Origin of the sequence: Streptomyces bathyalis (genome assembly GCF_015910445.1) — a bacterium.
Lineage (GTDB): Bacteria > Actinomycetota > Actinomycetes > Streptomycetales > Streptomycetaceae > Streptomyces > Streptomyces bathyalis.
The window spans coordinates 4,793,563-4,819,081 of record NZ_CP048882.1; the positions used below are offsets into that span (position 1 = coordinate 4,793,563).

Genomic DNA, 25,519 nt, shown 5'->3' on the forward strand with positions numbered 1-25,519 from the left:
GTGTGCGATTATGTTGGCGATGAGGTTCGGCTGGACGGTGAGGAGTGGCCCCCTTGAAGAAGACCTCGAACCGGCTCGCCGACGGCCGCGAGATCATCTACTACGACCTGCGTGACGACACGGTGCGCGACGCCGTGGACCAGCGCCCGCTCGGCGCCACGTCGACGGCCTCCGAGATCCGCTACGACCCGCTGCTCTCGGAGTGGACCGCCGTCACCGCGCACCGGCAGGAGCGCACCTACCACCCGCCCGCGGACGCCTGCCCGCTGTGCCCCACCCGCGACGGCCGGCTCAGCGAGATCCCCGAACCCGGCTACGACGTCGCCGTGTTCGAGAACCGGTTCCCCTCCTTCACCGGAGGCCCCGGCCCCGGGGCCGCGGCCGGGCCGCACGGCCTGATGGCGCAGCGGCCCGGCGCCGGGCGATGCGAGGTCGTCTGCTTCACCCCCGACCACCACGCCTCGTTCGCTTCCCTCACGGACGAACAGGCCCGGCTGGTGCTGGATGTCTGGACGGACCGCACCGCCGAACTCTCCCAGCGTCCCGGTGTCGAGCAGGTCTTCTGCTTCGAGAACCGCGGCGAGGAGATCGGCGTGACCCTCCAGCATCCGCACGGCCAGATCTACGCCTACCCCTTCACCACGCCCCGCACGGAGCGCATGCTCGGCTCCCTCGCCCGGCACGCCGCCGCCACCGGCGGACGCAACCTCTTCGACGACGTCGTCGCCGCCGAACTGGCCGACACCCGGCGCGTGGTGTGCGAGAGCGCCCACTGGGTCGCCTTCGTGCCGCACGCCGCGCACTGGCCGTACGAGGTGCACCTCTACCCCAGGGAACGGGTGCCGGACCTGCTCGCACTGAGCGAGGAGGCGAGGGCCGACTTCCCCGCCCTGTATCTGGAGGTCCTGCGCCGCTTCGACCGCCTCTTCGGCCCGGACGAGCCGCCCACCCCCTACATAGCCGCCTGGCATCAGGCGCCGTTCAATCTGCCCGCGAGCGGGCGGCAGCACGGTGCACGGGCGGACGGTGAAGCGGTGTCCGTGACCCGCGAGGACTTCGCGCTCCACCTTGAGCTTTTCACCATCCGACGGACTTCCGGCAAACTGAAGTTTCTCGCGGGTTCCGAATCCGGGATGAACGTGTTCATCAATGATGTGCCGCCGGAGCGCGCGGCCGAGCGACTGCGAGAGGTAGCCAGTGACCGCCAGCCAACGGGGAGCGAACCCCGCACCGAACTCCGGTAAGTACCTGGTCACAGGGGGTGCGGGATACGTCGGAAGCGTCGTCGCCGCGCACCTGCTGGAGGCGGGGCACTCCGTCACCGTGCTCGACGACCTCTCCACCGGCTTCCGCGAGGCCGTCCCCGAGGGCGCCGAGTTCGTCGAGGGGCGCGTGCAGGACGCCGGCCGTGTGCTCGACGCCTCCTACGACGGTGTGCTGCACTTCGCTGCCCACTCGCAGGTCGGCGAGTCCGTCCAGGACCCTGCCAAGTACTGGCGGAACAACGTCGGCGGCAGCATCGAGCTGCTGGGCGCCATGCGCGAGGCGGGCGTGCGCCGGCTCGTCTTCTCCTCGACGGCGGCCACCTACGGCGAGCCGCTGAGGACGCCGATCACCGAGGACGCGTTCGAGGCGCCGACGAACCCCTACGGTGCCTCGAAGCTCGCCGTCGACCACATGATCAGCGGCGAATGCCGTGCGCACGGCCTCGCCGCCGTGTCGCTGCGCTACTTCAACGTCGCAGGCGCGTACGGGCGTTACGGCGAGCGGCACGACCCCGAGTCGCACCTGATCCCGATCGTGCTCCAGGTCGCCCAGGGCCGCCGCGAAGCCGTCTCAGTGTTCGGCGACGACTATCCGACGCCCGACGGCACCTGCGTACGCGACTACATCCACGTCGCGGACCTCGCCGAGGCACACCTGCTCGCCATGACGGCCATGACCGGTGGAGACTCCGGGGAGTCCGGGCCCGGAGAGGTGCCGCCCGGCACACATCTGATCTGCAACCTCGGCAACGGCAACGGATTCTCCGTGCGCGAGGTCATCGAGACCGTGCGCAAGGTGACCGGCCACCCCGTGCCCGAGACGCCGGCGCCCCGCCGTGAGGGCGACCCGGCCGCGCTCGTGGCGTCCGCGGAGCGCGCGATCAACAGCCTGGGATGGCACCCCTCGCGCACGGACCTCGCCGAAATCGTCGACGACGCCTGGGACTTCACCCAGCGGTACACCGGGCAGGCCGGTACTTCATGACGGACGGCTTCCGCGCGGTGTACGGGGCGGCGCCCGGGGGTGTGTGGGCGGCGCCGGGCCGGGTCAACCTGATCGGTGAACACACCGACTACAACGACGGCCTGGTCATGCCGCTCGCCCTCCCGCACACCTGCCGCGTGGAGGCCGCCCGCCGCGACGACGGCGTACTGAGGCTGCACTCGGCCGACGCACCGGGTGGTGTCACCGAGCTTTCCGTGGACGGACTCGCCCCGCAGGGTGCCATGGGCGGCGACCGCGGCGGCTGGGCCGCCTACCCGGCGGGCGTGGCGTGGGCGCTGCGCGCCGCCGGACACCGGGTCGGCGGAGCCGACCTGCACTTCGAGAGCAGCGTGCCGACCGGGGCAGGGCTGTCCTCGTCCGCGGCCCTGGAGGTCGCCACGGCCCTGGCCCTGAGCGACCTGTACGGGCTGGACATCCCGGCAGCCCGCCTCGCCGAGCTGTGCCGGCGCGCGGAGAACGACTTCGTCGGCGTCCCGTGCGGCGTCATGGACCAGATGGCCTCGGCCTGCTGCACCTCCGGGCACGCGCTGTACCTGGACACCCGCGACCTGAGCAGCAGGCAGGTCCCCTTCGACCTCGCCGCGCAGGGCCTGCGGCTGCTGGTCGTCGACACCCGCGTCAAGCACGCGCTGGGTGACGGCGCCTACGCCGAACGCCGAGCCGGATGTGAGGCGGGCGCCGCGGCACTGGGCGTCGGCAGTCTGCGTGAGGTCCCGTACGGGGAGCTTCCGGCCGCGCTCGAACGCATCGGGGACGAGGCGCTGCGTCCGCTGGTGCGGCACGTCGTCACCGAGAACGAGCGCGTCGAGCGCACCATCGGCCTCCTCGACGCGGGCGAGACGCACGCCATCGGGCCCGTACTGACCGAGGGGCACGCCTCGTTGCGCGACGATTTCGGTGTCTCCTGCGCCGAACTCGACCTGGTCGTCGAGGCGTCGAACGCGAGCGGCGCGCTGGGCGCCCGCATGACCGGCGGCGGATTCGGCGGTTCGGCGATCGTGCTCGTACGGGCCGGGGATGCGGATTCCGTGTCCAAGGCGGTCGGCGAGGCCTTCGCGGAGGCCGGCCACCGCGAGCCACGAGTCTTCGAGGCGGTGCCCGGTCCCGGCGCGCGGCGGGTCACAGACGCTTGACGAAGAGATGGTCGGCTGACCCGGGCGGGTAGTCCTCGACCGTTCCGACGAGGGTGTAGCCCATCTTCGAGTAGAAGCCGGGGGCCTGGAATCCGAAGGTCTCCACGCGTGAACCCGTGCAGCCGTGTTCCTCGCGGGCCTTCTCCTCCGCGGCGGCGATGAGCCGGGAGCCCAGACCCGAACCGCGCAACTGCTCGGCCACCCACAGCAGTTCGATGTGCAGCCAGTGCGCCCAGGCGTTGCCGACGAGTCCGCCGGCGAGTTCTTCGCCCTCGAACGCGTAGACCTCGACGGGCACTTCGGAATCCGCAGGTGTTCCGCGCAGATCTCGCATCATGGGTGATCTGCGGGAGTTGGTTTCGCGGAGGCCTTGATGAACCTGGTGGCGTCTTCGCTCGTCGGCCTGTGTCTCGATACGGAACATGTCCCTCAGTTCACGCCATGGCCAAGCAGTTTCGCCAATCGGTTTCCGTTGTCATCCCCCGGGCTTACCCTGAGTCGTATGCATCGCACCGGTGGGGGCCGGTGCCAGTCAGGGGGCGGGCGGCCGGGCAGGCCACGCCGGGCAGGTATGCCGGGTTGGGCAGGCACGGGCGTGGCGGTGTCCTCTCCACGGCTTCGATGTCGGAGGGGGCCCAGCGGGGCGAGGAGATTCCCCCAGCACATGCATCTCTTCCCTTCGCCGCGGGGGTGACGGTACCGGCACTGCCAGGGGGCGACATGCAACGTATCCGTGTGCTGGTGGTCGACGACCACCGGATCTTCGCAGAGTCCCTGGCCGCTGCGCTTGCGGCCGAGCAGGACGTGGAGGTCGCCGCCGCCGGCAGCGTCCAGGCGGCGCTGCGCTGTCTTGAACGGGGCGCCGCCGACGGGCGGCGCTTCGACGTGATGCTCGTGGACGCGGACCTGTCGTCGCCTGCCGGCGGCCTTGCCGCGGCTTCGGGCGCCGGGGCGGGTGGTGCGGCTGCCCCGGGTCCGGCAGCCGTCGCCGCGAACGGGGCCGACCGGGTCTCGGCCGTGGTTCCGCGTGACGGCACCCTCAACGGGTCGGCCGCGGCGAACAGTTCGGCCACCGGTGGCGGTGCACGTCCGTCCGGTGGCAATGCGGCGTCTTCCGAGTCGGGCCCCGGTGGCATTCCACTCGTCGGCCGCGTGCGCAGCGAACACCCCGACGTGCGCAGCGTGGTGCTCGCCGAGCGGGACGACCCGAGGCAGGCCGCCTCGGCACTGCAGGCCGGCGCCGGCGGCTGGGTCGCCAAGGACTGTTCGCTCTCCCGGCTCCTCCAGGTCATCCGCGGAGTGCTCAAAGACGAAACGCATCTGCCGCCCGCGCTTCTGACGGGCGTGCTCAAGGAACTGACGGCCTCTCGCAAGCACCGCACCGAGAGCGAGCGCCTCGTGGAGTCGCTGACGCCGAGGGAGCGCGAGGTGCTGCGCTGCATGGTCGCCGGACTCGGCCGCAAGGCTGTCGCCGAGCGGCTGTATCTCTCGCCGCACACGGTCCGCACGCACATGCAGAACGTGCTGGGCAAGCTCGGAGTCCACTCGACCCTTGCCGCGGTCGCGCTGGCCCGCAGGGCGGGGGTCGGCCCCGTCGACCTGGAGCCGAGCAGCGCCGCACGCTGAGCCGATGCCGGGGTCGGCGGCCTGCCGGACCGGGCGGCTCGTGCGCAGCGCGTCAGAGCGAGGTCTTGTACACGCTCCAACCGCCGTCCACGACGAGGTTCGTGCCCGTCACGTATGACGCGTCGTCGGAGAGCAGGAAGGCGATGACGGCGGCCACCTCTTCGGGGTGCCCGTAGCGGCCCGCGACCGTCTGCTCGGCCGTCCGCCGGGCGTCCTCCTCGCTCGTGCCCTCCCAGGCGCCGGTCACGATCGGCCCGGGCAGCACGCTGTTGACGCGGATCTCCGGACCGTAGTCGACGGCCAGTTGCCGGCCGAGCCCCGTCAGTCCCGCCTTGGCTGCCGCGTACGCCGGCCGCTCCCGCAGACCGACGAGGGCCTGCACGGACGAGGTCAGTACGACGGATCCACGGCGTGAGCGCAGATCCTCCAGGCAGGCCCGTAAGCCGAGGAAGGCACCGGTGAGGTTGACGCCCAACTGCCACTGCCAGTCGGAGAGGGAGAGCTCACCGGCCGGTCCCGGCAGCATCAGCCCGGCGTTGCTGACCAGCCCGTCGACGGGGCCGAACCCCTCGTGCGCCGTGCGCAGGGCCCTGGCCCAGGCGGGTTCGTCGGTGACGTCTCCGAGTACGAACGCCGCGCGTGCGCCGGATGCGGTGATCTCGCGCGCCGTGCGGTGACCGTCCTCCTCGTCGCTGTCGAGAATGACGACCGCGGCGCCCTCATCGGCCAGCCTGTGAGCCGTCGCGGCGCCGATACCCGCACCACCACCGGTGATCAGGACGGTACGTCCCGCGAATCGTTCCGAATGACGTCCGCCCATGCACGGATGCTACGGGCTGCGACGGGTCCGACGCAGCGGGGCATCCCGGCGGGCGAGGCGCCGGGGCGACAGTTCCTCCCTGGCGGTGAGTTCGTCCCGTCCTCCCTGGCGGTGAGTTCGTTCCGCCGGGACGAGCCGCTCCGCGAACGACGGCTGCGGGCAACCGGGTTCAGGGACGTTGCCAGGGGTCGGCCGATTCGATACCCGTGCCGGTGGCCACCACGTGCTTCCAGGGTGCGCATCCGCGCCGTACGGCTGGCGCCCTCAGCCGGGGATGTTGTCGAAGGGGGCGGTCAACCTGCGCAGCAGGGAGCCCAGTTCGGCCCGCTGCGCGGAGGACAGCTCGGCGAGGATGGCGCGCTCCTGGTAGAGGAGACCTGCGAGGGCGCTGTCGGCCCGGTCGCGGCCGTCAACCGTCAGCCGCACCAGCACGCCCCGCCGGTCACTGGGGTCGGGGAGACGCTCGACGAGCCCCTTCTTGGCGAGCCGGTCGATGCGGTTCGTCATCGTCCCCGAGGTCACGAGCGTCTGAGTGAGGAGCTGCCCGGGCGAGAGCTGGTACGGCGTGCCCGCCCGGCGCAGGGCCGTGAGGACGTCGAACTCCCAGGGCTCCAGGTTGTGTTCGGAGAAGGCGATTCTGCGCGCGCGGTCGAGGTGACGCGCGAGTCTGCTGACGCGGCTCAGCACCTCCAACGGCTCCACGTCGAGGTCCGGGCGCTCTCGGCGCCAGGCTGCCACCAGTCGGTCGACCTCGTCCTCCATGTGATCAGTGTAGTAGTTGTGTCGACATGAAGTCTCTTGACATCGAGATACTTTCGTTGGAGGCTGCCACCATGACGTCACCTGTCTGGGACCCGCATCAGTACGCACGGCACTCCGGGCACCGCAACCGCCCGATCACCGACCTGCTCGCCCGCGTGCCCGCACTGCCGGACGACGAGGCCCCGCGCATCGCCGACCTGGGCTGCGGGCCCGGCGGCCCGTCCGTGATGCTTGCCGACCGCTGGCCCGGCGCGCACATCACCGGCTACGACAACTCCCCGGCCATGCTGCACGAGGCCCGCGCTTACGCCGGGAGGACGTCCGCCGGCGGGAGCCTCGAATTCACCCACGCCGACCTCTCCACCTGGCGCCCCGCCCGCGGCGAACGCTTCGACCTGATCTTCTCCAACGCGGCTCTGCAATGGGTTCTCCCTTCCGCGGGTAAGAGCTGGGTTCTCCCTCACGAGGTGCAGGGCCGGGTCCTCCCGGACGGGGGTGACGCGGCACGCCCGGGCGGGGCCCAGGCACACCCGAACGGGGCCGGACCCGGCCCTCTCCCGCCCGCGCCCGAGGACGGAGCGGCGGCCGGCACCGGCTTCTTCCCGACGTGGATCAGCGCCCTGCCGCCCGGCGGTGTGTTCGCCTTCCAGGTCCCCGGCAACTTCGACGCCCCCAGCCACACCCTGCTGCTGGAACTGCGCAACTCGCCGCGCTGGCGCGGACGTCTGGGCTCGGAGGCGCGCGGCGGCTCCGTCCGCGGCCCCGCTGAATACCTGGCCGAGCTGGAACCGCTGGGCTGCGACGTCGACGCGTGGGAGACGACGTACGCGCAGCTGCTCAACGGCGAGGACCCCGTCCTGGACTGGGTCAAGGGCACGGCGCTGCGTCCCGTCCTGACGCTGCTGGCCGACGACCCCGAGGCGCAGCAGGCCTTCCTCGCCGAGTACGGGCAGCTGCTGCGAGAGGCCTATCCGCCGCTAGGAGGGGACCCTTCACGCGGGACCGTCTTCCCCTTCCGCCGCATCTTCGTCGTCGCGGTGAAGCGATGACGGACCCGGCGGCGGATCCCGCGGCGGGCCCCTCCCCGGACCTCGCCGCGGATGCCGCACCCGGAGCCGCACGGATGCCCGCGGAGATCGACTCCCTGGACCATGTGCAGCTCGCCGCGCCACCGGGCTCGGAGGACGCCCTGCGCGCGTACTACGCGGGCACGCTCGGGATGACGGAGATCCCCAAGCCCCCGGTGCTCGCCGCACGCGGCGGCTGCTGGTTCTCGGCGGGCTCCGTCGTGCTGCACCTGGGGATCGAGGAGGACTTCCGTCCCGCGCTGAAGGCCCATCCCGGCATCCGCGTGCGCGGCCTCACGGCCCTGGCCGCACGCCTCACCGACGCCGGCGCGTCCGTCCTCTGGGACGACGACCTCCCCGGCCACCGCCGCTTCTACTCCCACGACCCGGCGGGCAACCGGCTGGAGTTCCTGGAGCCGGCGCTCGGGGTGTGACGTCCGGAACGCGCAGCTCAACAGCGCCTGCCCGCAATGCAGTTGCCGCTGCGGTCCAGGCCCGGCATCGTGCGGTCTCCCCATGACAGAAGAGGGTGACCGAGACGATGTCCGCACTTCACCCGCCCGTCGAGCCCTACGACGAGGGCATGCTCGACGTCGGCGACGGCCACCGCATCCACTGGGAGGTATGCGGAAACCCGGACGGCAAGCCCGCGCTCGTCGTGCACGGTGGCCCCGGATCGGGATGCGGCACGCTCGTACGGCGCCGCTTCGACCCCGACCGCTACAAGGTCGTCCTCTTCGACCAGCGCGGATGCGGACGCAGCACCCCGCACGCCGCCGATCCGTCGGCGGACCTGAGCTGCAACACCACCGGCCATCTCATCGCCGACATGGAACTGCTGCGTCAACATCTGCGGATCCAGCGGTGGTTGCTCTTCGGCGGTTCCTGGGGCTCCACGCTGATCCTCGCCTACGCGCAGCAGCACCCGGACCGCGTCTCCGAGATCGTCATTCCCGCCGTCACCACCACACGGCGCTCCGAGATCGACTGGCTCTACCGCGGTGCCGGCCGGTTCTTCCCGGAGGAGTGGCACCGCTTCCGCGAGGCGGTGCCGGAGGCCGACCCCGACGCCGGCCTCCCCGGGGTCCTCGCGGCGTACGCGCGGCGCATGGAGCACCCGGACCCCGTGGTCCGCGCCGCGGCCGCCGACGAGTGGTGCGCCTGGGAGGACACGGTCCTGTCCATGGAGCCGTCCCCGAGCGCGCCCTCGAAGCCGTTCGGGGACCGTCCGTCCGCCGCCCGTCACGCCCTCGTCCGCATCGCCGCGCACTACTTCTCGCACGGCGCCTGGCTGGAAGAGGGGCAGCTGATACGGGACGCGGGGCGCCTGGCCGGAATCCCTGGCGTGCTCATCCACGGGCGCTTCGACCTGGGCGGGCCCCTCGGCACCGCGTGGGAGCTGGCGCGCGCCTGGCCCGGCTCCCGTCTCGTCGTCGTGGAGGACGCCGGACATCTGGGCAGTGACGCGATGGGCGGCGAGATCCGCACCGCCCTCGACGACTTCGCCACGACCTGATCCCGTCGCAGGGCGGCCACCGGGTCCTGGCCCGGCCTGACCTGGCCCGGCGCGTCAGCTGCGTCTGTGACCTATGAGACGCGGTTTCGCCTCGAGTCCGTCCAATCCGTGCCAGGCCAGGTTCACCAGATGCGCGGCGACCTCGGCCTTCTTCGGCTTGCGGACGTTCAGCCACCACTGCCCCGTCAGCGCGACCATCCCGACCAGGGCCTGCGCGTACAGCGGCGAGAGCTTCGGGTCGAAGCCGCGGGACTTGAACTCGCGGCCCAGGATGTCCTCGACCTGTGTGGCGATGTCGCTGATCAGCGAGGCGAAATTGCCCGTCGACTGCGCGACGGGCGAATCGCGGACGAGGATGCGGAAGCCGTCCGTATAGACGTCGATGTAGTCCAGCAGCGCGAACGCCGCCTGCTCCAGCAGCTCCCTCGGGTGCCCTCCTGTGAGGGCACCCGTCACCATGTCCAGGAGCTGCCGCATCTCACGGTCGATGACGACGGCGTAGAGACCTTCCTTGCCGCCGAAGTGCTCGTACACCACGGGCTTGGAGACGCCCGCCTTGGCCGCGATCTCCTCCACGGACGTGCCCTCGAAGCCGCGTTCGGCGAAGAGGGCACGTCCGATGTCGAGGAGCTGTTCTCGGCGTTCCTTGCCGCTCATCCGGCGACGGGCGGCGCGCTTCTCCTTCTTGGCGGCCCTGGTCGCTCTCGGGGGACCGGCGGAGCTGTCATCGGTCGGCACAGGGTCCATCATGCCGCTTGGCGGGACGTCTCCTTGCGGCGGGAGTCGATACGGGAGCGGACCGGCCAGCGCACGTCGTACGCCCAGCCCGCCAGCTCCATCCAGCGGATGATGCGCGCGCTCGAGTCGAGCTGGCCCTTCTCCACGCCGTGACGGGCGCTCGTCGGGTCAGCGTGGTGCAGGTTGTGCCACGACTCACCGCAGGAGAGGATCGCCAGCCACCACACGTTGCCGGACTTGTCGCGGGACTTGAAGGGCCGCTTGCCCACCGCGTGGCAGATGGAGTTGATGGACCAGGTGACGTGGTGCAGCAGCGCCACACGCACCAGCGAGCCCCAGAAGAACGCCGTGAGCGCACCCTGCCAGGACATCGTGGCCAGGCCACCGATGACGGCGGGAAGCAGCAGCGAAGTCGTCGTCCACAGCACGAACTGCCGGGAGACGGCCCGGATCGCCGGGTCCTTGATCAGGTCGGGTGCGTACTTCTGCTGCGGGGTCTGCTCCTCGTCGAACATCCAGCCGACGTGCGCCCACCACAGGCCCTTCATCAGGGCGGGGACGGTCTCGCCGTAGCGCCAAGGCGAGTGGGGGTCGCCCTCGGCGTCGGAGTACTTGTGGTGCTTGCGGTGGTCGGCGACCCAGCGCACCACCGGCCCTTCCACGGCCAGGGAGCCCAGGACCGCGAGCGCGATGCGAAGCGGCCGCTTCGCCTTGAAGGAGCCGTGCGTGAAGTAGCGGTGGAAGCCGATCGTGATGCCGTGGCAGCCGATGAAATACATCGCCGTGAGCAGGCCGAGGTCCAGCCAGCTCACACCCCAGCCCCACATCAGCGGCACGGCTGCGAGCAGGGCGATGAAGGGAACGACGATGAAGGCCAGCAGCGCGATCTGCTCCACCGAGCCGCGCTTCTCATCGCCGAGCGTCGCCGATGCGACGGGGGATTCCTGGGCTCGGGAGGCGGTTTCGTTCTGGGCGTCGGGGGAGCTGTCGAGTACGTCCGGGGGGCTGGTGGTCATAGATGTCCCTTGTCAGAGCGGTAAGGGGCTTCTGCGTCGTGCACTGTTGCGTCTTGTGCCCACGCAAGTCCTACGGAACCGTAACCTACGGCTTCGTAAGTATGGCAGCCCACACAGGCGTAGCAAGTGGGGGCATGGGGAGACGAGACCGTGCTCACCCATCGGACGGCACCAGGGGCGGAAGGGCGCCCTGCATATCCTGGGGAGCGTCGGACAGCGCGGTCCGTGACCTGCCCGAAGCAAATGCTGCAAGGAGCCCCACCTGTGAGCAGTGCCGAAGTGAGCCGTGCCGAGACCCGCCACCAGGAGGGCGGAGCCGGGTACGCGGCGGGCAGCGGCCCCGTCTCCGACACAGCCGCCGAGACCGAGACGAACAGCGCCCTGCGCGCCGACATCCGCCGCCTCGGAGACCTGCTGGGCGAGACCCTCGTGCGCCAGGAGGGCGCGGAACTGCTCGACCTGGTCGAACGCGTGCGGGCGCTGACGCGCAGCGACGGCGAGGCCGCCGCAGCCCTCCTCGGCAGGACCGACCTGGAGACCGCCACCAAGCTCGTACGGGCCTTCTCCACGTACTTCCACCTGGCCAACGTCACCGAGCAGGTCCACCGCGGCCGTGAACTGCGCGCCCGCCGCGCCACCGAAGGCGGAAACCTCTCCCGCACCGCCGACATGCTCAAGGACGCCGACCCCGCCCACCTCGCGCAGACCGTGCGCAACCTCGGAGTCCGGCCCGTCTTCACCGCGCACCCCACCGAGGCCGCCCGCCGCTCCGTCCTCACCAAGCTCCGCAAGATCGCCGAGCTGCTGGAACACCCCGACCACGACGACAGCAGCCGCACCGACCTGCGCCTCGCCGAGAACGTCGACCTCGTCTGGCAGACGGACGAGCTGCGCGTGGCACGCCCCGAACCCGCCGACGAGGCCCGCAACGCCGTCTACTACCTGGACGAACTGCACCGCGGCGCCGTCGGCGACGTACTGGAGGACCTCGCAGCCGAACTCGAGCGGGCCGGAGCACCCCTGCCCACCGGCACCCGCCCCCTGACCTTCGGTACCTGGATCGGCGGCGACCGCGACGGCAACCCCAACGTCACCCCCGACGTGACCTGGGAAGTGCTGCTGCTCCAGCACGAACACGGCATCACCGACGCCCTCGAGCACATCGACGACCTCCGTGGCGCCCTGTCGAACTCCATTCGCAACAGCGGCGCCACCGACGAACTCCTGGACTCCCTCAGCCGCGACCTGGACCGGCTGCCCGAGATCAGCCCCCGCTACAAGAGGCTCAACGCCGAGGAGCCCTACCGCCTCAAGGCCACCTGCATCCGGCAGAAGCTCCTCAACACCCGCGAACGGCTCGCCGCCGGCGCACCCCACGTCGCAGGGCGCGACTACCTGGGCACCACCGAACTCGTCGACGACCTGATGCTGCTGCAGACGTCGCTGCGCGCACACCGCGGCGAACTCGTCGCCGACGGCCGCCTGGAGAGGGTGCTGCGCACCATCGCCGCGTTCGGCCTGCAGCTGGCCACCATGGACGTACGGGAGCACGCCGACGCCCACCACCACGCCCTCGGCCAGCTCTTCGACCGGCTCGGCGAGGAGTCCTGGCGCTACATCGACATGCCCCGCGACTACCGGCAGCGCCTCCTGGCCAAGGAGCTGCGCTCCCGCCGCCCCCTCTCGCCCTCGCCGGCGCCGCTGGATGCCGCCGGGGCGAAGACCCTGGGCGTCTTCACCACCGTCCGCAAGGCGCTGGAGACCTTCGGACCCGAAGTCATCGAGTCCTACATCATCTCCATGTGCCAGGGAGCCGACGACGTCTTCGCCGCCGCCGTGCTCGCCCGCGAGGCCGGACTGATCGACCTGCACGCCGGCTGGGCCCGCATCGGCATCGTCCCGCTGCTGGAGACCACCGACGAGCTGAAGATCGCCGACGAGCTCCTCGACGCGATGCTCTCCGACCCCTCCTACCGCAAGCTCGTCTCGCTCCGAGGCGACCTGCAGGAGGTCATGCTCGGCTACTCCGACTCCTCCAAGTTCGGCGGCATCACCACCTCGCAGTGGGAGATCCACCGCGCACAGCGCCGTCTGCGCGACGTCGCGCACCGGCACGGCGTGCGGCTGCGGCTCTTCCACGGCCGCGGCGGCACCGTCGGCCGCGGCGGCGGGCCCACGCACGACGCGATCCTCGCCCAGCCCTGGGGCACCCTCGAGGGCGAGATCAAGGTCACCGAGCAGGGCGAGGTCATCTCCGACAAGTACCTGGTGCCGTCGCTGGCGAGGGAGAACCTCGAACTGACCGTCGCCGCCACCCTCCAGGCGTCCGCGCTGCACACCGCGCCCCGCCAGTCCGACGAGGCGCTCGCACGCTGGGACGCCGCCATGGACACCGTCTCCGACGCCGCGCACGGCGCCTATCGGAAGCTGGTGGACGACCCCGACCTCCCCGCCTACTTCTTCGCCTCCACACCCGTCGACCAGCTCGCCGAACTGCACCTCGGTTCGCGGCCCTCACGGCGCCCCGACAGCGGCGCCGGCCTCGACGGACTGCGGGCGATCCCCTGGGTGTTCGGCTGGACCCAGTCGCGGCAGATCGTGCCCGGCTGGTTCGGCGTCGGCACGGGCCTCAAGGCGGCGCGCGAGGCGGGACTCGACGGGGTGCTCCAAGAGGCACAGGAACACTGGCACTTCTTCCAGAACTTCCTCGCCAACGTCGAGATGACCCTCGCCAAGACCGATCTGCGCATCGCACAGCACTACGTCGACACTCTCGTGCCCGACGAGCTCAAGCACGTCTTCGAGACCATCCGCGCCGAACACGACCTCACGGTGCGGGAAGTGCTGAGCATCACCGGGGAACGCGAACTGCTCGACGCGAGCCCCGTGCTGAAGCAGACGTTCGCGATCCGTGACGCCTACCTCGACCCGCTCTCCTACCTTCAGGTGACGCTGCTGCACCGGCAGCGCGCAGCCGCCGCGCGCGAGGAGGAGCCCGACCAGATGCTCGGCCGGGCGCTGCTGCTGACCGTCAACGGCGTGGCCGCGGGGCTGCGCAACACCGGCTGACGGCACGGACGCACGACGCGAACGGCGCCGCCGCAGCGGGACTTCACCCGCCGCGGCGGCGCCGCGCAGTCTCAATCACAGCCATGGGTGGGGCAGGGCGTGGACGAAGGCCAGGGGCACGCCCTCGAAGCCCGGTACGGACACGCCCGGTACGGTCACGCCAGGGACGCCCGCCCGGGGACGCGCCTCAGAACGTCAGCACCGCCCAGGACGCACCCATCACCGCGATGCCGAGCACCCCCAGCACCAGCCCCGTCCGCTTCATCCGCATGCCCATCGCGAAGACGAGCCCCGCCAGCACCAGCGAACCCCCGAACGGCACCGAACCGTAGAGCGCACCCGACGGGCCCGTGCGCACGGCCTCCTTCGTGCCCGGGCGCAGCGCCACCTGGAGCCGCTCTCCGACCTTCCCGGACGCGGACTCGGCGATCGTCACCTTCTGCGCCTGCGCACCGTCCTTGGAGGTGGAGAAGAACGTTCCGGCACACTCCTCCTCGGTGCACTTCGCGATCCGCACCGTGCCCCGGACGTCGCTCGTGAGCGCCGGCCCCGCCGTCTCCCATGACGTCCACCCTCCGGCGACGAGCAGGAGCAGCGAACCCAGGATCAGCACGATGTTGCGCGTCAGCAGCAGCATCCCGAACATGCTCTCCCCGGCCCGGCGAGTGCGGCTGCGTTTGACCCGGACGGTGCCCGTCGAGGAAGTCGTCGAGGAGGAGGACATGGCCGAGATCCTTGGGCAAACCGCCCGGAGGGTCAACCTCCGCATCCCGCTTGGGCAGTAAAAGGAGGATGCGTCCGGCTCCTCCCGGCCCGCACCGAAAACCGGCAGCAGCCGCCGAGCCGCCAGTCAACTCCCTGGCACGCGCTACGAGTTGTACGTGCTCTGCGCCCGCTCCAAGCCGTCCAGCACCAGCGACTCCACCGCGTCCGCGGCCCGGTCGGTGAAGTAGTCGAGCTCCTTGCGCTCCGCCGCGGAGAAATCCTTCAGCACGTAGTCCGCGACCGGCATCCGGCCCGGCGGCCGGCCCACACCGAACCGCACACGGAAATATCCCGGCCCCATCGACTTCGTCAGCGACTTCAGCCCGTTGTGACCGTTGTCGCCGCCGCCCTTCTTCAGCCGCAGCACTCCGAAGTCGATGTCCAACTCGTCGTGGACCACCACCATCCGGTCCATCGGCACCTTGTAGAAGTCCCGCAGCGCCGTGACGGGACCACCCGAGAGATTCATGTACGACATCGGCTGAGCCACCACCACACGGCAGCCCGAGGCCGAACCCGGCGCCCCGAACCGGCCCTCCAGCACACGCGAACGCGACTTGTGCGCCTTGAACTTCCCCCCGATACGGGACGCCAGCAGATCCGTCACGGCGAACCCGATGTTGTGCCGGTTGCCCGCGTAACCCGGACCCGGATTGCCCAGGCCCACCACCAGCCACGGCCCCGACGGGCCGCCGCCCGAACCCCCGGCGGCACCAGCACCACCGGCACCACCCGTACCGGCAACAGTCCTCATCAGAACGGTCCTTCGAAGATCGGCGAACAGCGAACCGCGCCGGCGGCAACCGGCAGCGGAACGACCGCCGCCGCGCTCCACCCGGCCGAGCGGCCAGGGAACGCGGCGGCAGCCGGAGATCAGGACCCGGAAGGCCGGATCAAGACCGGATCACTCAGGGGCAACCTCGCTCGGGGCCTCCTCCGCGGCCTCGGTCTCCTCCTCGGGCTCCGGCTCCTCGGCCTGAGCCGCCAGCACCTGGATGACGACGTCGTCCTCCTCAACGGCCAGCGACGTGCCCTTCGGCAGCTTGATCTGCCCGGCCGTGACCGAGTCGCCCGCGTCCAGACCCTCGACGGACACCGTGACCGACTCCGGGATGTGCGTCGCCTCGGCCTCGACCGGCAGCGCGTTCAGCACGTGCTCCAGCAGGTTCTGCCCGGGAGCCAGTTCACCCTCGACGTGGATCGGCACGTCCACGTTCACCTTCTCGCCCTTGCGGACGATCAGCAGGTCCGCGTGGACCAGGAAGCCGCGGATCGCCTCGCGCTGCACGGCCTTCGGGATCACCAGCTGCTTCTTGCCCTCGACGTCCAGGTGGATCAGGACGTTCGGCGTCTTCAGCGCCATCATCATGTCGTAGCTGGGCAGCGCCACGTGGACCGGGTCCTCGCCGTGGCCGTAGATCACCGCGGGGATCTTCTCCTCGCGGCGCAGACGACGAGCAGCGCCCTTGCCGAACTCGGAACGGATACTCGCGGAAAGGTTGACGTCAGCCATGCTGCGCTCCTCGCATTCGAAACGGATCCCGCATCTGGGGTGTCACTCGGTCCGTCCACGACAGACCGGCCACGCCGCAGAGCCGGCCCCGGCGGAGACCGCCGTGGGGACCCTGGCGAAGAGCGCGCGTCGATAACGGATGAGCCGGGCCGTACGACCAGCGCACGAACACGGCCTCCCTCGCCGAGCGACATCGGGAGTCTACGCGGCGAAGAAGGCCGTGCGGAAATCGATCACGATCACGGAGCGGAACGAACCGCGGACGACGGGCCCGGCCCCGGCCGGGGCCGGAAGCAGCGGCCCGAGCAGCACGCCCGGGCCGCCCTCTCACGCCTGCTCGTCGAAGAGACTCGTCACCGAGCCGTCCTCGAAGACCTCACGCACCGCGCGAGCGATCGTCGGCGCCATCGACAGCACCGTGACCTTGTCCAGATCCTGCTCACCCGGCGTCGGCAGCGTGTTCGTGAAGACGAACTCGCTGACCTTCGAATTCTTCAGCCGGTCCGCCGCGGGCCCCGACAGCACACCGTGCGTCGCCGTGACGATGACATCCTCCGCACCGTTCGCGAACAGCGCGTCCGCCGCGGCGCAGATCGTGCCACCCGTGTCGATCATGTCGTCCACCAGGACACACACCCGGCCCTCGACGTCACCGACCACCTCGTGCACCGTCACCTGATTCGCGACCTCCGGGTCACGGCGCTTGTGGACGATCGCCAGCGGCGCACCCAACCGGTCCGCCCACCGGTCCGCCACCCGCACACGCCCCGCGTCCGGGGAGACGACCGTCAGCTTGTTCCGGTCCACCTGCTCGCCCACATAGTCGGCGAGAATCGGCAACGCGAAAAGGTGATCCACCGGACCGTCGAAGAAACCCTGAATCTGATCCGTGTGCAGATCCACCGTGAGAATGCGATCCGCGCCCGCGGTCTGCAGCAGATCCGCCATCAGCCGCGCCGAAATGGGCTCCCGCCCACGGTGCTTCTTGTCCTGACGCGCATAGCCGTAGAACGGCACGATCACCGTGATGCTGCGGGCCGAAGCACGCTTCAAAGCATCGATCATGATCAGCTGTTCCATGATCGACTTGTTGATCGGGGCCGTGTGGCTCTGCATCAGAAAGCAGTCGGCGCCACGCGCGGACTCCCGGAAGCGGACATAGATCTCGCCGTTCGCGAAGTCGAAAGTCTTGGTCGGGACAACACCGATACCCAGCTGATCCGCGACCTCCTCCGCAAGCTCGGGGTGGGCGCGGCCGGAGAAGAGCATCAACTTCTTCTCGCCGGTCGTCTTGATCCCGGTCACTGCACCGTCTCCTTGAGTTCCGCGGGGCGTGCGTGCCTCTTAACCGTACGCCCCGGCCCACAGCCACGCGTACCCGGCAGGAGCCGTACCCGCTCGTCAGCCACCCTGCGGACCATCCGCGCCCTGCGGATCCGCCGCACCGCCGGCACCCTCGGCGCCACCCTGCGAGGCACTCTCAGCCGCCTGCGCCGCCGCACTCCCGGGCCTCTTACGCGCCACCCAGCCCGCAATATTGCGCTGTTGGCCACGCGCCACAGCGAGCGAACCCGGAGGCACATCCTTCGTGATCACCGAACCCGCCGCCGTATAAGCGCCGTCCCCAACAGTGACAGGCGCCACAAACATGTTGTCCGCACCCGTCTTGCAGTGTGAACCGATCGACGTGCGGTGCTTGTTCTCGCCGTCGTAATTCACGAACACCGTCGCAGCACCAATGTTGGTGTGATCGCCGACCGAAGCGTCACCCACATACGAAAGATGCGGAACCTTCGAACCCTCGCCGATCTTCGCGTTCTTGATCTCCACGAAACCGCCGGCCTTCGCCTTCACGCCCAGGCTCGTACCAGGACGCAAATACGTGAACGGACCGACCTTCGCGCCGTCCCCGATCCGCGCGCCCGACGCCACCGTGTTGTTCACCGACGCACCCGCACCCACAGCCGTGTCCGCCAACTGGGAATTCGGGCCCACCTCGCAACCCGCCGCCAAGTGCGTCGAACCCGTCAACTGCGTACCGGGCAGCACCGTCACGTCCTGCTCGTACGACACCGACACATCCATCCACGTCGACATCGGATCCACCACCGTCACACCCGCGAGCATCGCCCGCTCCAGCAGACGGCCGTTCAGCAGACGGCGCGCCTCGGAAAGCTGCACACGGTTGTTGATACCGAGGATCTCCCGGTGCTCGCCCGCCACCGACGCGCCCACACGGTGCCCCGCGCTGCGCAGGATGCCGAGCACATCCGTCAGGTACTCCTCGCCCTGGCTGTTGTCCGTACGCACCTTCCCCAGCGCGTCCGTCAGCAGCTGCGCGTCGAAGGCGAAGACACCCGAGTTGATCTCCGTGATGGCCAGCTGCTCCGGCGTCGCGTCCTTGTGCTCGACGATCGCCGTCACGGCGCCGCTGTCCGGATCGCGCACGATGCGGCCGTAACCCGTCGAGTCCGGCACCTGGGCCGTCAGGACAGTGACCGCGTTGCCGTCGGCGGAGTGCGTGTCGGCCAGCGACTGCAGGGTCTCCCCGGTCAGCAGCGGGGTGTCCCCGCAGGTCACGACCACCGTGCCGTCCAGGACCACGCCGCTGCCCGAGAGCTCCTCGAGGGCCATGCGCACCGCGTGGCCGGTGCCGTTCTGCTCGTGCTGCACGGCCGTGCGTACCTCGGCGTCCACCTCGGCCAGATGCGCGGTCACCTGCTCACGGGCGTGCCCGACGACCACGACGAGATGCTCGGGGGAGAGGCTGCGGGACGCTGCGACGACATGGCCGAGAAGGGAACGGCCGCAGATCTCGTGCAGGACCTTGGGCGTCGCCGACTTCATTCGGGTGCCCTCACCTGCTGCGAGTACGACGACGGCTGCCGGGCGGTTGGCGCTCACGGGTGTGCCCTTCGGCTACGGGGTCAGGGGGAACACCCGCAGGATACCGGTGGGTTGCGAGGGGTTCCGGATCCGGACACGAGAGCGGGCCCTGACCTCGGAGAGGCCGGGCCCGCTACGAAATGCAGCTCCGCCGCCAGGACTCGAACCTGAACCGGGGACACCAAAAGACCCTGTGCTGCCTATTACACTACGGCGGAATATTCGTCAAGAGGTGGGAGTATGCTACTTGCTCCTGACGCTGGCTCCTACTATGCCGTACCACCAGCCCTCTACGCGACGGTACAGATCGGCGCCTTGGCGCACGCGCACCACGAGGCAGCCTCGGTAGTCGGCCCCCACATTCTTGCGGACCGTCTTCGGGTTGTGTCGCTTGAGGGTGGTCTTGCCGAAGTCCGCGACGTCACCGCCGACCAGATCGGCCCAGAAGCGCTCAGCCCCGGCCACGTCCGCGGAGTCGTGGATCATCACCCGGAACCGCCGGCGCTCGGGCTCGACGCCGAGCAGCGTGAGCCATGCGAGGAAGACCTGGATCATCCCCGGGTCGCTGTTGACGAAGGCGATCTCCTCGCTCCGCCGGTACGGCTTGCTCTTGGCCCCCTCTGCCCAGTACAGCCCGACGCCGATCAGGAACAGCTCGCGGTCCGTCAGGGTCCCGATCTCCCGCTCGGCCGCCTCTCTGGCTTCCTTGCGTGTCCGGTCGCGGAAGGCCCGGTAGGGCGCCCAGCGGGCTTCGCGCATCGCATGCATCCGCTCCGGTGAGGCCCGGGGCCTGGGCAGATCCCGCACCCACAGCGACACCGAGCTCTTCGACACCCCCAGCTCCGCCACGATCTCGTCGTACGTCCTGCCCGCGCGCCGCAGTTCCCGTGCGCGGGTCCTCAGTTCGGTTTTCGCCTGCACCATGACGGAAGCTTCCGCCGGGACCGTGGCGGAGTGCGCCGGAATGATGGACTATTCACCAGTTCGAGTAGGGAACGCTCGTTTCCGTTGCGGATCGGGGCGGTGGTTGCTGTTAACCGGAACATTCGGGTCCGGCTACGGAATCGTCGGTTCCTTCACGAGCCGGAAAACTGGTTGGCAGCCGGTCGTACGCTGGTCGGTATGACCGAGACGGGGGAGAGGCGGACCGTCGGCGGGCCATGGTGGTGGAGGCGCCGGCGGAGCGCCGTGCTGGACATCACTCTCGGCCTGGTGTCCGCCGTGGAGTGCGCGGTCCAGGGCGTCGATTTCGCAGGTGAGGCCGGGTTGCCCGCGGCGTCCGGCGTGGTTCTGGGGCTGGTGACGGGCTCGACGCTGGTGCTGCGGCGGCGCTGGCCGATCGCTGTCGTGCTGGTGTCCATCGCGCTGACGCCGGCGGAGATGGGTTATCTGCTCGGCTTCATCGGGCTCTACAGTCTCGCGGTCGCTGCGGACGTGCCGCGCCGGATCACGGTGCTGCTCACGGGGATGCAGGCGGCGGCTGCCGTGATCATCACGGTCGTGCGGATGCACCAGAGCATCGGCCGGGACGCCGGGTTCGATCCTCCGGCGTGGTTCATCCCGCTGATGTCCGTCGTGGTGGCGATCGGGCTCACCGCGCCGCCGGTGCTGATGGGTCTGTACGTGGGTGCGCGCCGCCGTCTGGTGGAGTCGCTGCGGGAGCGGGCGGACGGTCTGGAGCGGGAGTTGGCGCTGCTGGCGGACCGGGCGGAGGAGCGCGCGGAGTGGGCGCGCAGCGAGGAGCGCACGCGGATCGCCCGGGAGATGCACGACGTGGTGGCGCACCGGGTGAGCCTGATGGTGGTGCATGCGGCGGCTTTGCAGGCGGTGGCGCTGAAGGATCCGGAGAAGGCGTCGAAGAATGCCGCGCTGGTGGGCGACATGGGCCGGCAGGCGCTGACGGAGTTGCGGACGATGCTGGGCGTGCTGCGTTCGACGGAGCGTTCGCAGGAGGCGGATGCGGAGGTCGCCGGTCCCGGGGGCGCGTCGGTGCGGCTGGCGGAGTTCGCGGCGGCGGCCGCGGGTTCGGCGAAGGACGGCGCGGCGGGCCGGCGGCGTGAGGGTGTGCCGCGGCAGGCGTCGGGCGACGGTTCCGGCGGTGCGGGTGCGTCTGCGGGTGTGTCTGCGGGTGCGGGGGGTGTTTCCGGTACGGGGGATGCCGCGGCGGAGGAGCAGGGCGCGTGCGAGGGCCCGTACTTGTCTGAGCTGGACGCCCTGGTGGGGCAGTCGCGGGAGACGGGCATGTCCGTGGACTTCTCGGTGGACGGTTCGTCGCGCGGTTACGGGGCGGGCGTGGAACAGACGGCGTTCCGTGTGGTGCAGGAGGCGCTGACGAACGTGCACAAGCATGCGCCGGGTGCCCGTACGAGGGTGCGGCTGGCGCATCGCGAGGGCGAGGTCGCGGTTCAGGTGGAGAACGAGCGGCCGGCGGACGGGGACGGTGCGGCCGGTGCGGAGCTGCCGAGCGGCGGCAACGGGCTTGTGGGGATGAAGGAGCGGGTGACGGCGCTCGGCGGGGGATTCGTGTCGGGGCCGACGGATGTGGGGGGTTTCCGGGTGTCGGCGGTGATCCCTGCCGGGAGGTCGACGGTCACGGGGCAGGACGGGGCGGGTCCTCGGTAGGGCTGCGCTGTGCGGGGTGGCGGCGGTGTGCGGGTTTCCGTCAGCCGGCTCCGGCGGGGTGTGAGGTGTCGGGGGGACGTCGTGGTCCGGGTGGACGGGCGGTGTGGACGGTGCCGGAGATCCTCGCCGGGTCCGCCCCGGGGGCGCGGCCCCACACCGAGTCCGATTCCGTCTCCCAGCCCGGATCCGTCTCCGGATCCGGTTCCGTGCCCGGGTCGGAGTACGAGCCGGTGCCGGCGCCTGTCGTGCCCGTACGGGCCGCGGCGTCGAGCGGTCTGGTGAGGCGTTCGGGGCGGGTGCCGGTGAGCAGCGCCGCGAGGGCGGTGTCGAAGTCGCGGCCGAGGTACCAGTCGCCGGTGTGGTCGAGGCTGTAGACGCGCGCTTCGGTGTCGATGGCGAGGAGTGCGGCGTCGGCTCCGTCGGTGCCGAGCGGGCAGATCTGGGTGTGCAGGGCGCGGCCGAGGTCGGCGAGGGTGCGGGCGGTGTGGAGGGCGTGCATGGGGTCGATGTGCAGGCTCGCGGGGGCGATGTTGCGGCCGGGGCCTGTGGGGGCGATCGGCAGGTTGCCGAATTCGGCCCAGACTTCGACGGCGGCGGGGAATACGGCGTGACGGTGTCCGCCGGGTGAGATGTGGCCGCGCAGGGCGTCGGCCCATTCCTCGGCCTGGCGCATGTCCCATCGTCCGGGTTGCCAGCCTGCGTTGCGCAGTGCGTCGTCGACGGCGACGGGGAAGCGCGTCGTGGATGTGCGCTTGTGCGGGGGGCGGTTCACCGGGGTGCCTTTTCGCCGGCGGTTCCGGGGTCGACGGGGCGTACGCCGAAGTGGGTGAGGAGTGCGCTGCATGCGCGACAGGGGGGTGCGTAGTGGCCGTGCAGCGGGTCGCCGTGTTCGCGGATGTGGCGGGCGGTGACTTTGGCGTTCTTCAGGGCCCGCTTGGCCTCGCTGTGGGTGAGGGGCCGGGGCTTGGCGCTGCCTGTGCGGCGGTTGCCGCGTTTGGCCGCGCGGGCGTGCTCGGTGGACGTGAGGTAGCGGGAGAGCAGGACGGTTTCGGGGCAGCGGCCGGTGTGGCGTGCGCGGTTCTCGGTGGCGAGGGTGTCGAGGAAGTCCTGCACGAGGGGGTGCGGTGCGGGGGGCTGGTCGCCCTTGTTGCCGGTGGAGGTGAGGGTGCGGCCGCGTACGGAGAGGGCGGCGGCGACGGCGGGGAGGATGCCGTCGCGGCGTTCGTGGAGCGGGGGTGTGGTGTCGTCGGGTGCGGCGTTCCAGCCGACGCGGGGGTCGTCGGCGGTTCTCTTCGTGGCCGGTGCGGTGTGCGTGGCGGGCGCGGCCGCTCCGGTGGCCGTTGCCGGTGCGGCCGATGCCGCCGGTGCGGCTGGTGTGGACGCCGGGGAATTCAGCGACGCGGTGTTCATGTGGTGGTTCCTCCCCGCACGGACCCTTCTGCCGTTTGTGTCGTGGTGTGTGCTGTGTGCCGGGCCAAGTATGCAGTGTGGGGGGTGAGTCGATCATGCCAGTGGGCATGTCAGGGGGATGCGCCGGTTTCCGAAGTGGGCTGAGTAAAGGGGTGGTGGGCAGGGACAGTGGGGGCCAGCATCTGGCGTACATCGTCTTTTTTTCGAGGCAGGAGTTCCGCGATGGGTCGCACCTCCCTTCGTTGTCGCAGTGATGGTGACCGACACAGTCGCACGTGTGGTCGCAGGGGTAGTCACCTCGGTGTGCGTGTCCGCCGTGCGCTGGGGGTGGCGGTGGTTGTCCCGGTGCTTGTTGTGGCGGCTGCGGCCTGCAGCGGCGGCGGCGACGACGGCGGGGGCGCCGGGAAGAAGGCGGACGGCCAGGGCCAGAAGTCCGGTGGCTCGGACGGCGAGGGAGCCAAGGGCGAGGGCAGCGGTGACGCCGGGGGCGGTGTGCCGCCGCTGGACAGGAAGCAGTTGAACGATGCGCTGCTCAAGTCCGGTGATGTGAAGGGGTATCGGGCGCAGCGCAACAAGGAGGACGCGCTGGCCGGTCAGGGCACGATCGAGTCGGACGACCCGCGGTGCTCCCCGATCACCGATGTGGTGGATTCCGAGCCGGAGCGTGAGCGCAAGGCGTATGCGAGCGGTGTGCTGATGAAAGGTTCACTCAGTACGGGCGGCGCGGTTCAGCAGGTGCTGCTCTCCTCGTACGGCGACGGCGGGGCCGTGAAGTGGCTCGGGGACCTGAAGAAGGCCCTGGGCAGGTGCGATTCGTTCGCGGGGAAGATCGGCACGGGCGAGAAGACGCAGCTGCGGATCAAGCGTGGCGAGCCGGTGGGCGTCGGTGACGAGTCGGTCCGGTTCACGATGGAGGACGCGAAGGGGAAGGACTCTCCGACGGTCTTCACCATCGTCCGTGCGGGCAGTAACACGGCGTCGTTCATGTCGGTCTCGCTGTCGGGCGAGCCGCAGGCCGTCGCCGAGTCGCTGGTGAAGAAGCAGCACGAGAAGTTGACGAAGGCCGGCGAGAAGTAGGGAACCAGGACGGGACGGGCGGACCCGGTGCGCCGCCGCCGCGTGCCCCGTGGGCCGGTGGGCCCGCGCCGCTCCGCGGTCGGGGACGTGGTGATCGTCCGCAAAGGCGGGCGGTGCCCCGCAGTTGGCGTACCGCATAGGCTGTCCCACGTCAGCCAGATGTGCAGCAGGGGGCTTCCGCGATGACGACAGGTCGGCTCGGGGCGGGTGCGCGCCCCCACACTCAGCCGGGGGGAGGCCCATCCGGCTCCGGGGGCGGGGGAAGCGCCGCGGCGCCGAACCGGGCCTACGCCGGCCAGGTCGTGAACTTTCCCGATCCGGTGCGGGCCGCCCGGCATCCGGCAGGGGTCCGGGTCGACGAGAGCGGTCTGCCGGTCTTCTCCCCGTACGCGCGTGCCGCCGCCGAGATCGCGGAGCCTCCGGAGGGCTTCGGCGGTGACGAGCTGAGGCTCACGGACTACGTGTCGGCCAACGCCGCGCTGCACGCCTCGGGTCACGAACTGTGGGCGGACCTCTCGCCGGTGGCGACTCCGCACGGCTGGACGTGGCATCACGTCGCATACGGCCGCCGCATGGAGCTCGTCCCCGTCGAGGTGAAGGTGCTGCTGCGGCATCACGGGGGCCTGGCGACCGCCAACGTCGACCACGCCAAGAGCGGCACGCGGCCGTTGCAGGACACCAGGCCGGTGCACTTCGAGGTGCCGCATTCGGTCGCGGTGACCGAGTCGCAGGTGCTGGAGGCGGAGGAGCGGCTGGGGTACCGGCTGCCCGGCGCCTACCGCGCGTTCCTGAAGGCGGCGGGCGGCTGCGCGCCGCGAGGGGTAGGGCTGGACGCCGAGTTGGGGCTGCTGGTCGACCAGCCGTTCTTCACGGTGCGGGAGGACGCGGCGGTCAACGACCTCGTGTACATCAACAAGTGTCTGCGCGACCACTTCACCAAGGACTTCCTCGGGGTGGGTTTCGTGCAGGGCGGCCTGATCGCCGTGAAGGTCAAGGGCGAGGCCGTCGGTTCGGTGTGGTTCTGCGCCTTCGACGACGCGCGTGACCGGGACGGGCTCGATGTGCAGACGCGTACGGAGCGGCTTCTGCGGCCGTGCGGCGCCGACTTCGACGAGTTCCTGCTGCGGCTCGCGGGCAGTCCGCCGGAGTTGGAGACCGTCGCGAACCTGATGGTGGACGGCGGTTTCGCACGTGCGGTCCAGATGTGAGGTCCTCATTGAGAGTTGGG

General features: G+C 70.5%; 23 protein-coding genes, 1 tRNA gene and 1 pseudogene. 11 read left to right on the forward strand and 14 right to left on the reverse strand.

The features are described from left to right. Positions 1-53: 53 nt before the first annotated feature. From galT to galK, 3 genes are read left to right on the forward strand one after another with little or no spacing between them, the layout of a single operon-like run. Positions 54-1,244 carry a galactose-1-phosphate uridylyltransferase gene (galT, locus tag G4Z16_RS20900; RefSeq protein ID WP_197352237.1) on the forward strand — a complete coding sequence of 397 codons (1,191 nt, stop codon included), beginning with the start codon at positions 54-56 and terminating at the stop codon, positions 1,242-1,244. Continuing rightward, complete coding sequence (galE, locus tag G4Z16_RS20905) at positions 1,198-2,250, forward strand: UDP-glucose 4-epimerase GalE (protein WP_197352238.1); 1,053 nt, start codon at positions 1,198-1,200, stop codon at positions 2,248-2,250. Before galT ends, galE begins: the two co-directional genes overlap by 47 nt. Beyond that, positions 2,247-3,404, forward strand: a complete 1,158-nt coding sequence (gene galK, locus G4Z16_RS20910; RefSeq protein WP_197352239.1) for a galactokinase — start codon at positions 2,247-2,249, stop codon at positions 3,402-3,404. The genes galE and galK overlap by 4 nt, the downstream gene beginning before the upstream one ends. Here the strand turns inward: galK and G4Z16_RS20915 are convergent. Beyond that, positions 3,391-3,828, reverse strand: a complete 438-nt coding sequence (locus G4Z16_RS20915) for a GNAT family N-acetyltransferase (protein WP_197352240.1) — start codon at positions 3,826-3,828, stop codon at positions 3,391-3,393. The two genes, galK and G4Z16_RS20915, sit on opposite strands and share 14 nt — an antisense overlap. Positions 3,829-4,124: 296 nt before the next feature. On the opposite strand from G4Z16_RS20915, the gene G4Z16_RS20920 reads away from it, so the two are divergent. Beyond that, the gene (locus tag G4Z16_RS20920; protein WP_197352241.1) at positions 4,125-5,030 is read left to right on the forward strand and encodes a response regulator transcription factor; all 906 of its coding nucleotides are present in this window, start codon (positions 4,125-4,127) and stop codon (positions 5,028-5,030) included. Between the two features lie 52 nt (positions 5,031-5,082). Here the strand turns inward: G4Z16_RS20920 and G4Z16_RS20925 are convergent, their stop codons facing one another. Together G4Z16_RS20925 and G4Z16_RS20930 are read right to left on the reverse strand one after the other, a co-directional pair. Further along, positions 5,083-5,850, reverse strand: coding sequence for an SDR family NAD(P)-dependent oxidoreductase (locus G4Z16_RS20925; RefSeq protein WP_197352242.1), 768 nt, complete (start codon positions 5,848-5,850; stop codon positions 5,083-5,085). 264 nt (positions 5,851-6,114) lie between these two features. Further along, positions 6,115-6,612, reverse strand: coding sequence for a MarR family winged helix-turn-helix transcriptional regulator (locus tag G4Z16_RS20930; protein WP_197352243.1), 498 nt, complete (start codon positions 6,610-6,612; stop codon positions 6,115-6,117). A gap of 71 nt (positions 6,613-6,683) precedes the next feature. On the opposite strand from G4Z16_RS20930, the gene G4Z16_RS20935 reads away from it, so the two are divergent. From G4Z16_RS20935 to pip, 3 genes are all read left to right on the forward strand, one after another. Further along, positions 6,684-7,661: a methyltransferase domain-containing protein gene (locus G4Z16_RS20935; RefSeq protein ID WP_197352244.1), complete on the forward strand. Its 978-nt coding sequence runs from the start codon at positions 6,684-6,686 to the stop codon at positions 7,659-7,661. A gap of 74 nt (positions 7,662-7,735) precedes the next feature. After that, positions 7,736-8,113 (forward strand): VOC family protein, encoded by a 378-nt coding sequence (locus G4Z16_RS20940; protein WP_197354800.1) that lies wholly within the window; start codon positions 7,736-7,738, stop codon positions 8,111-8,113. 107 nt (positions 8,114-8,220) lie between these two features. After that, positions 8,221-9,195, forward strand: a complete 975-nt coding sequence (gene pip / locus G4Z16_RS20945; RefSeq protein ID WP_197352245.1) for a prolyl aminopeptidase — start codon at positions 8,221-8,223, stop codon at positions 9,193-9,195. A 54-nt stretch (positions 9,196-9,249) separates the two neighbouring features. Here pip and G4Z16_RS20950 read toward each other — a convergent pair whose 3' ends face one another. Both G4Z16_RS20950 and G4Z16_RS20955 read right to left on the reverse strand, forming a co-directional pair. Continuing rightward, positions 9,250-9,945, reverse strand: coding sequence for a TetR/AcrR family transcriptional regulator (locus tag G4Z16_RS20950; protein WP_197352246.1), 696 nt, complete (start codon positions 9,943-9,945; stop codon positions 9,250-9,252). Further along, on the reverse strand, positions 9,942-10,949 hold the full coding sequence (locus tag G4Z16_RS20955) for an acyl-CoA desaturase (RefSeq protein WP_197352247.1): 1,008 nt from the start codon (positions 10,947-10,949) through the stop codon (positions 9,942-9,944). Before G4Z16_RS20955 ends, G4Z16_RS20950 begins: the two co-directional genes overlap by 4 nt. A 264-nt stretch (positions 10,950-11,213) precedes the next feature. Between G4Z16_RS20955 and ppc the strand changes: the two genes are divergently transcribed. After that, the gene (ppc, locus tag G4Z16_RS20960; RefSeq protein ID WP_425508097.1) at positions 11,214-14,018 is read left to right on the forward strand and encodes a phosphoenolpyruvate carboxylase; all 2,805 of its coding nucleotides are present in this window, start codon (positions 11,214-11,216) and stop codon (positions 14,016-14,018) included. Positions 14,019-14,205: 187 nt separating this feature from the next. Here ppc and G4Z16_RS20965 read toward each other — a convergent pair whose 3' ends face one another. The 7 genes from G4Z16_RS20965 to G4Z16_RS20995 form a co-directional block, all read right to left on the reverse strand. Then, entirely contained in the window at positions 14,206-14,742 is a 537-nt protein-coding gene (locus G4Z16_RS20965) for a hypothetical protein (protein WP_197352249.1), read from the reverse strand. Between the two features lie 144 nt (positions 14,743-14,886). Continuing rightward, positions 14,887-15,537: an aminoacyl-tRNA hydrolase gene (pth, locus tag G4Z16_RS20970; RefSeq protein ID WP_197352250.1), complete on the reverse strand. Its 651-nt coding sequence runs from the start codon at positions 15,535-15,537 to the stop codon at positions 14,887-14,889. Positions 15,538-15,687: 150 nt separating this feature from the next. Beyond that, positions 15,688-16,296, reverse strand: coding sequence for a 50S ribosomal protein L25/general stress protein Ctc (locus G4Z16_RS20975; protein WP_197352251.1), 609 nt, complete (start codon positions 16,294-16,296; stop codon positions 15,688-15,690). A gap of 327 nt (positions 16,297-16,623) precedes the next feature. Further along, positions 16,624-17,601 carry a ribose-phosphate diphosphokinase gene (locus G4Z16_RS20980; protein ID WP_197352252.1) on the reverse strand — a complete coding sequence of 326 codons (978 nt, stop codon included), beginning with the start codon at positions 17,599-17,601 and terminating at the stop codon, positions 16,624-16,626. Positions 17,602-17,697: 96 nt separating this feature from the next. After that, on the reverse strand, positions 17,698-19,200 hold the full coding sequence (gene glmU / locus G4Z16_RS20985) for a bifunctional UDP-N-acetylglucosamine diphosphorylase/glucosamine-1-phosphate N-acetyltransferase GlmU (protein WP_197352253.1): 1,503 nt from the start codon (positions 19,198-19,200) through the stop codon (positions 17,698-17,700). A 128-nt stretch (positions 19,201-19,328) separates the two neighbouring features. After that, positions 19,329-19,400, reverse strand: a tRNA-Gln gene (locus G4Z16_RS20990). 25 nt (positions 19,401-19,425) lie between these two features. Then, positions 19,426-20,106, reverse strand: a complete 681-nt coding sequence (locus G4Z16_RS20995) for a hypothetical protein (RefSeq protein ID WP_197352254.1) — start codon at positions 20,104-20,106, stop codon at positions 19,426-19,428. 198 nt (positions 20,107-20,304) lie between these two features. On the opposite strand from G4Z16_RS20995, the gene G4Z16_RS21000 reads away from it, so the two are divergent. Next, positions 20,305-21,804 carry a histidine kinase gene (locus G4Z16_RS21000; protein WP_197352255.1) on the forward strand — a complete coding sequence of 500 codons (1,500 nt, stop codon included), beginning with the start codon at positions 20,305-20,307 and terminating at the stop codon, positions 21,802-21,804. A gap of 277 nt (positions 21,805-22,081) precedes the next feature. Here G4Z16_RS21000 and G4Z16_RS32645 read toward each other — a convergent pair. Together G4Z16_RS32645 and G4Z16_RS21010 are read right to left on the reverse strand one after the other, a co-directional pair. Continuing rightward, a pseudogene (locus G4Z16_RS32645) lies at positions 22,082-22,648 on the reverse strand (SUKH-3 domain-containing protein); the annotation flags it as partial. Further along, on the reverse strand, positions 22,573-23,214 hold the full coding sequence (locus G4Z16_RS21010) for a YwqJ-related putative deaminase (RefSeq protein ID WP_197352257.1): 642 nt from the start codon (positions 23,212-23,214) through the stop codon (positions 22,573-22,575). The pseudogene G4Z16_RS32645 and the gene G4Z16_RS21010, both read right to left, overlap by 76 nt. A 303-nt stretch (positions 23,215-23,517) precedes the next feature. Between G4Z16_RS21010 and G4Z16_RS21015 the strand changes: the two genes are divergently transcribed. Both G4Z16_RS21015 and G4Z16_RS21020 read left to right on the forward strand, forming a co-directional pair. Beyond that, positions 23,518-24,291 carry a hypothetical protein gene (locus tag G4Z16_RS21015; protein ID WP_197352258.1) on the forward strand — a complete coding sequence of 258 codons (774 nt, stop codon included), beginning with the start codon at positions 23,518-23,520 and terminating at the stop codon, positions 24,289-24,291. A gap of 182 nt (positions 24,292-24,473) precedes the next feature. Next, positions 24,474-25,499: an SMI1/KNR4 family protein gene (locus G4Z16_RS21020; RefSeq protein WP_197352259.1), complete on the forward strand. Its 1,026-nt coding sequence runs from the start codon at positions 24,474-24,476 to the stop codon at positions 25,497-25,499. The last annotated feature ends 20 nt before the right edge of the window (positions 25,500-25,519 follow it).

What these genes read in the sequence shown, in the direction of transcription:
- pth (WP_197352250.1), bottom strand. Translation starts at nt 15,537, where the DNA reads ATGAGGACTGTTGCCGGTACGGGTGGTGCCGGTGGTGCTGGTGCCGCC.
- G4Z16_RS20915 (WP_197352240.1), bottom strand. Translation starts at nt 3,828, where the DNA reads ATGTTCCGTATCGAGACACAGGCCGACGAGCGAAGACGCCACCAGGTT.
- G4Z16_RS20920 (WP_197352241.1), top strand. Translation starts at nt 4,125, where the DNA reads ATGCAACGTATCCGTGTGCTGGTGGTCGACGACCACCGGATCTTCGCA.
- pip (WP_197352245.1), top strand. Translation starts at nt 8,221, where the DNA reads ATGTCCGCACTTCACCCGCCCGTCGAGCCCTACGACGAGGGCATGCTC.
- G4Z16_RS20925 (WP_197352242.1), bottom strand. Translation starts at nt 5,850, where the DNA reads ATGGGCGGACGTCATTCGGAACGATTCGCGGGACGTACCGTCCTGATC.
- G4Z16_RS21020 (WP_197352259.1), top strand. Translation starts at nt 24,474, where the DNA reads ATGACGACAGGTCGGCTCGGGGCGGGTGCGCGCCCCCACACTCAGCCG.
- G4Z16_RS20955 (WP_197352247.1), bottom strand. Translation starts at nt 10,949, where the DNA reads ATGACCACCAGCCCCCCGGACGTACTCGACAGCTCCCCCGACGCCCAG.
- G4Z16_RS20930 (WP_197352243.1), bottom strand. Translation starts at nt 6,612, where the DNA reads ATGGAGGACGAGGTCGACCGACTGGTGGCAGCCTGGCGCCGAGAGCGC.
- G4Z16_RS21010 (WP_197352257.1), bottom strand. Translation starts at nt 23,214, where the DNA reads ATGAACACCGCGTCGCTGAATTCCCCGGCGTCCACACCAGCCGCACCG.
- G4Z16_RS20935 (WP_197352244.1), top strand. Translation starts at nt 6,684, where the DNA reads ATGACGTCACCTGTCTGGGACCCGCATCAGTACGCACGGCACTCCGGG.
- G4Z16_RS20995 (WP_197352254.1), bottom strand. Translation starts at nt 20,106, where the DNA reads ATGGTGCAGGCGAAAACCGAACTGAGGACCCGCGCACGGGAACTGCGG.
- G4Z16_RS20940 (WP_197354800.1), top strand. Translation starts at nt 7,736, where the DNA reads ATGCCCGCGGAGATCGACTCCCTGGACCATGTGCAGCTCGCCGCGCCA.
- G4Z16_RS20965 (WP_197352249.1), bottom strand. Translation starts at nt 14,742, where the DNA reads ATGTCCTCCTCCTCGACGACTTCCTCGACGGGCACCGTCCGGGTCAAA.
- galK (WP_197352239.1), top strand. Translation starts at nt 2,247, where the DNA reads ATGACGGACGGCTTCCGCGCGGTGTACGGGGCGGCGCCCGGGGGTGTG.
- G4Z16_RS20950 (WP_197352246.1), bottom strand. Translation starts at nt 9,945, where the DNA reads ATGATGGACCCTGTGCCGACCGATGACAGCTCCGCCGGTCCCCCGAGA.
- G4Z16_RS20975 (WP_197352251.1), bottom strand. Translation starts at nt 16,296, where the DNA reads ATGGCTGACGTCAACCTTTCCGCGAGTATCCGTTCCGAGTTCGGCAAG.
- G4Z16_RS21000 (WP_197352255.1), top strand. Translation starts at nt 20,305, where the DNA reads ATGACCGAGACGGGGGAGAGGCGGACCGTCGGCGGGCCATGGTGGTGG.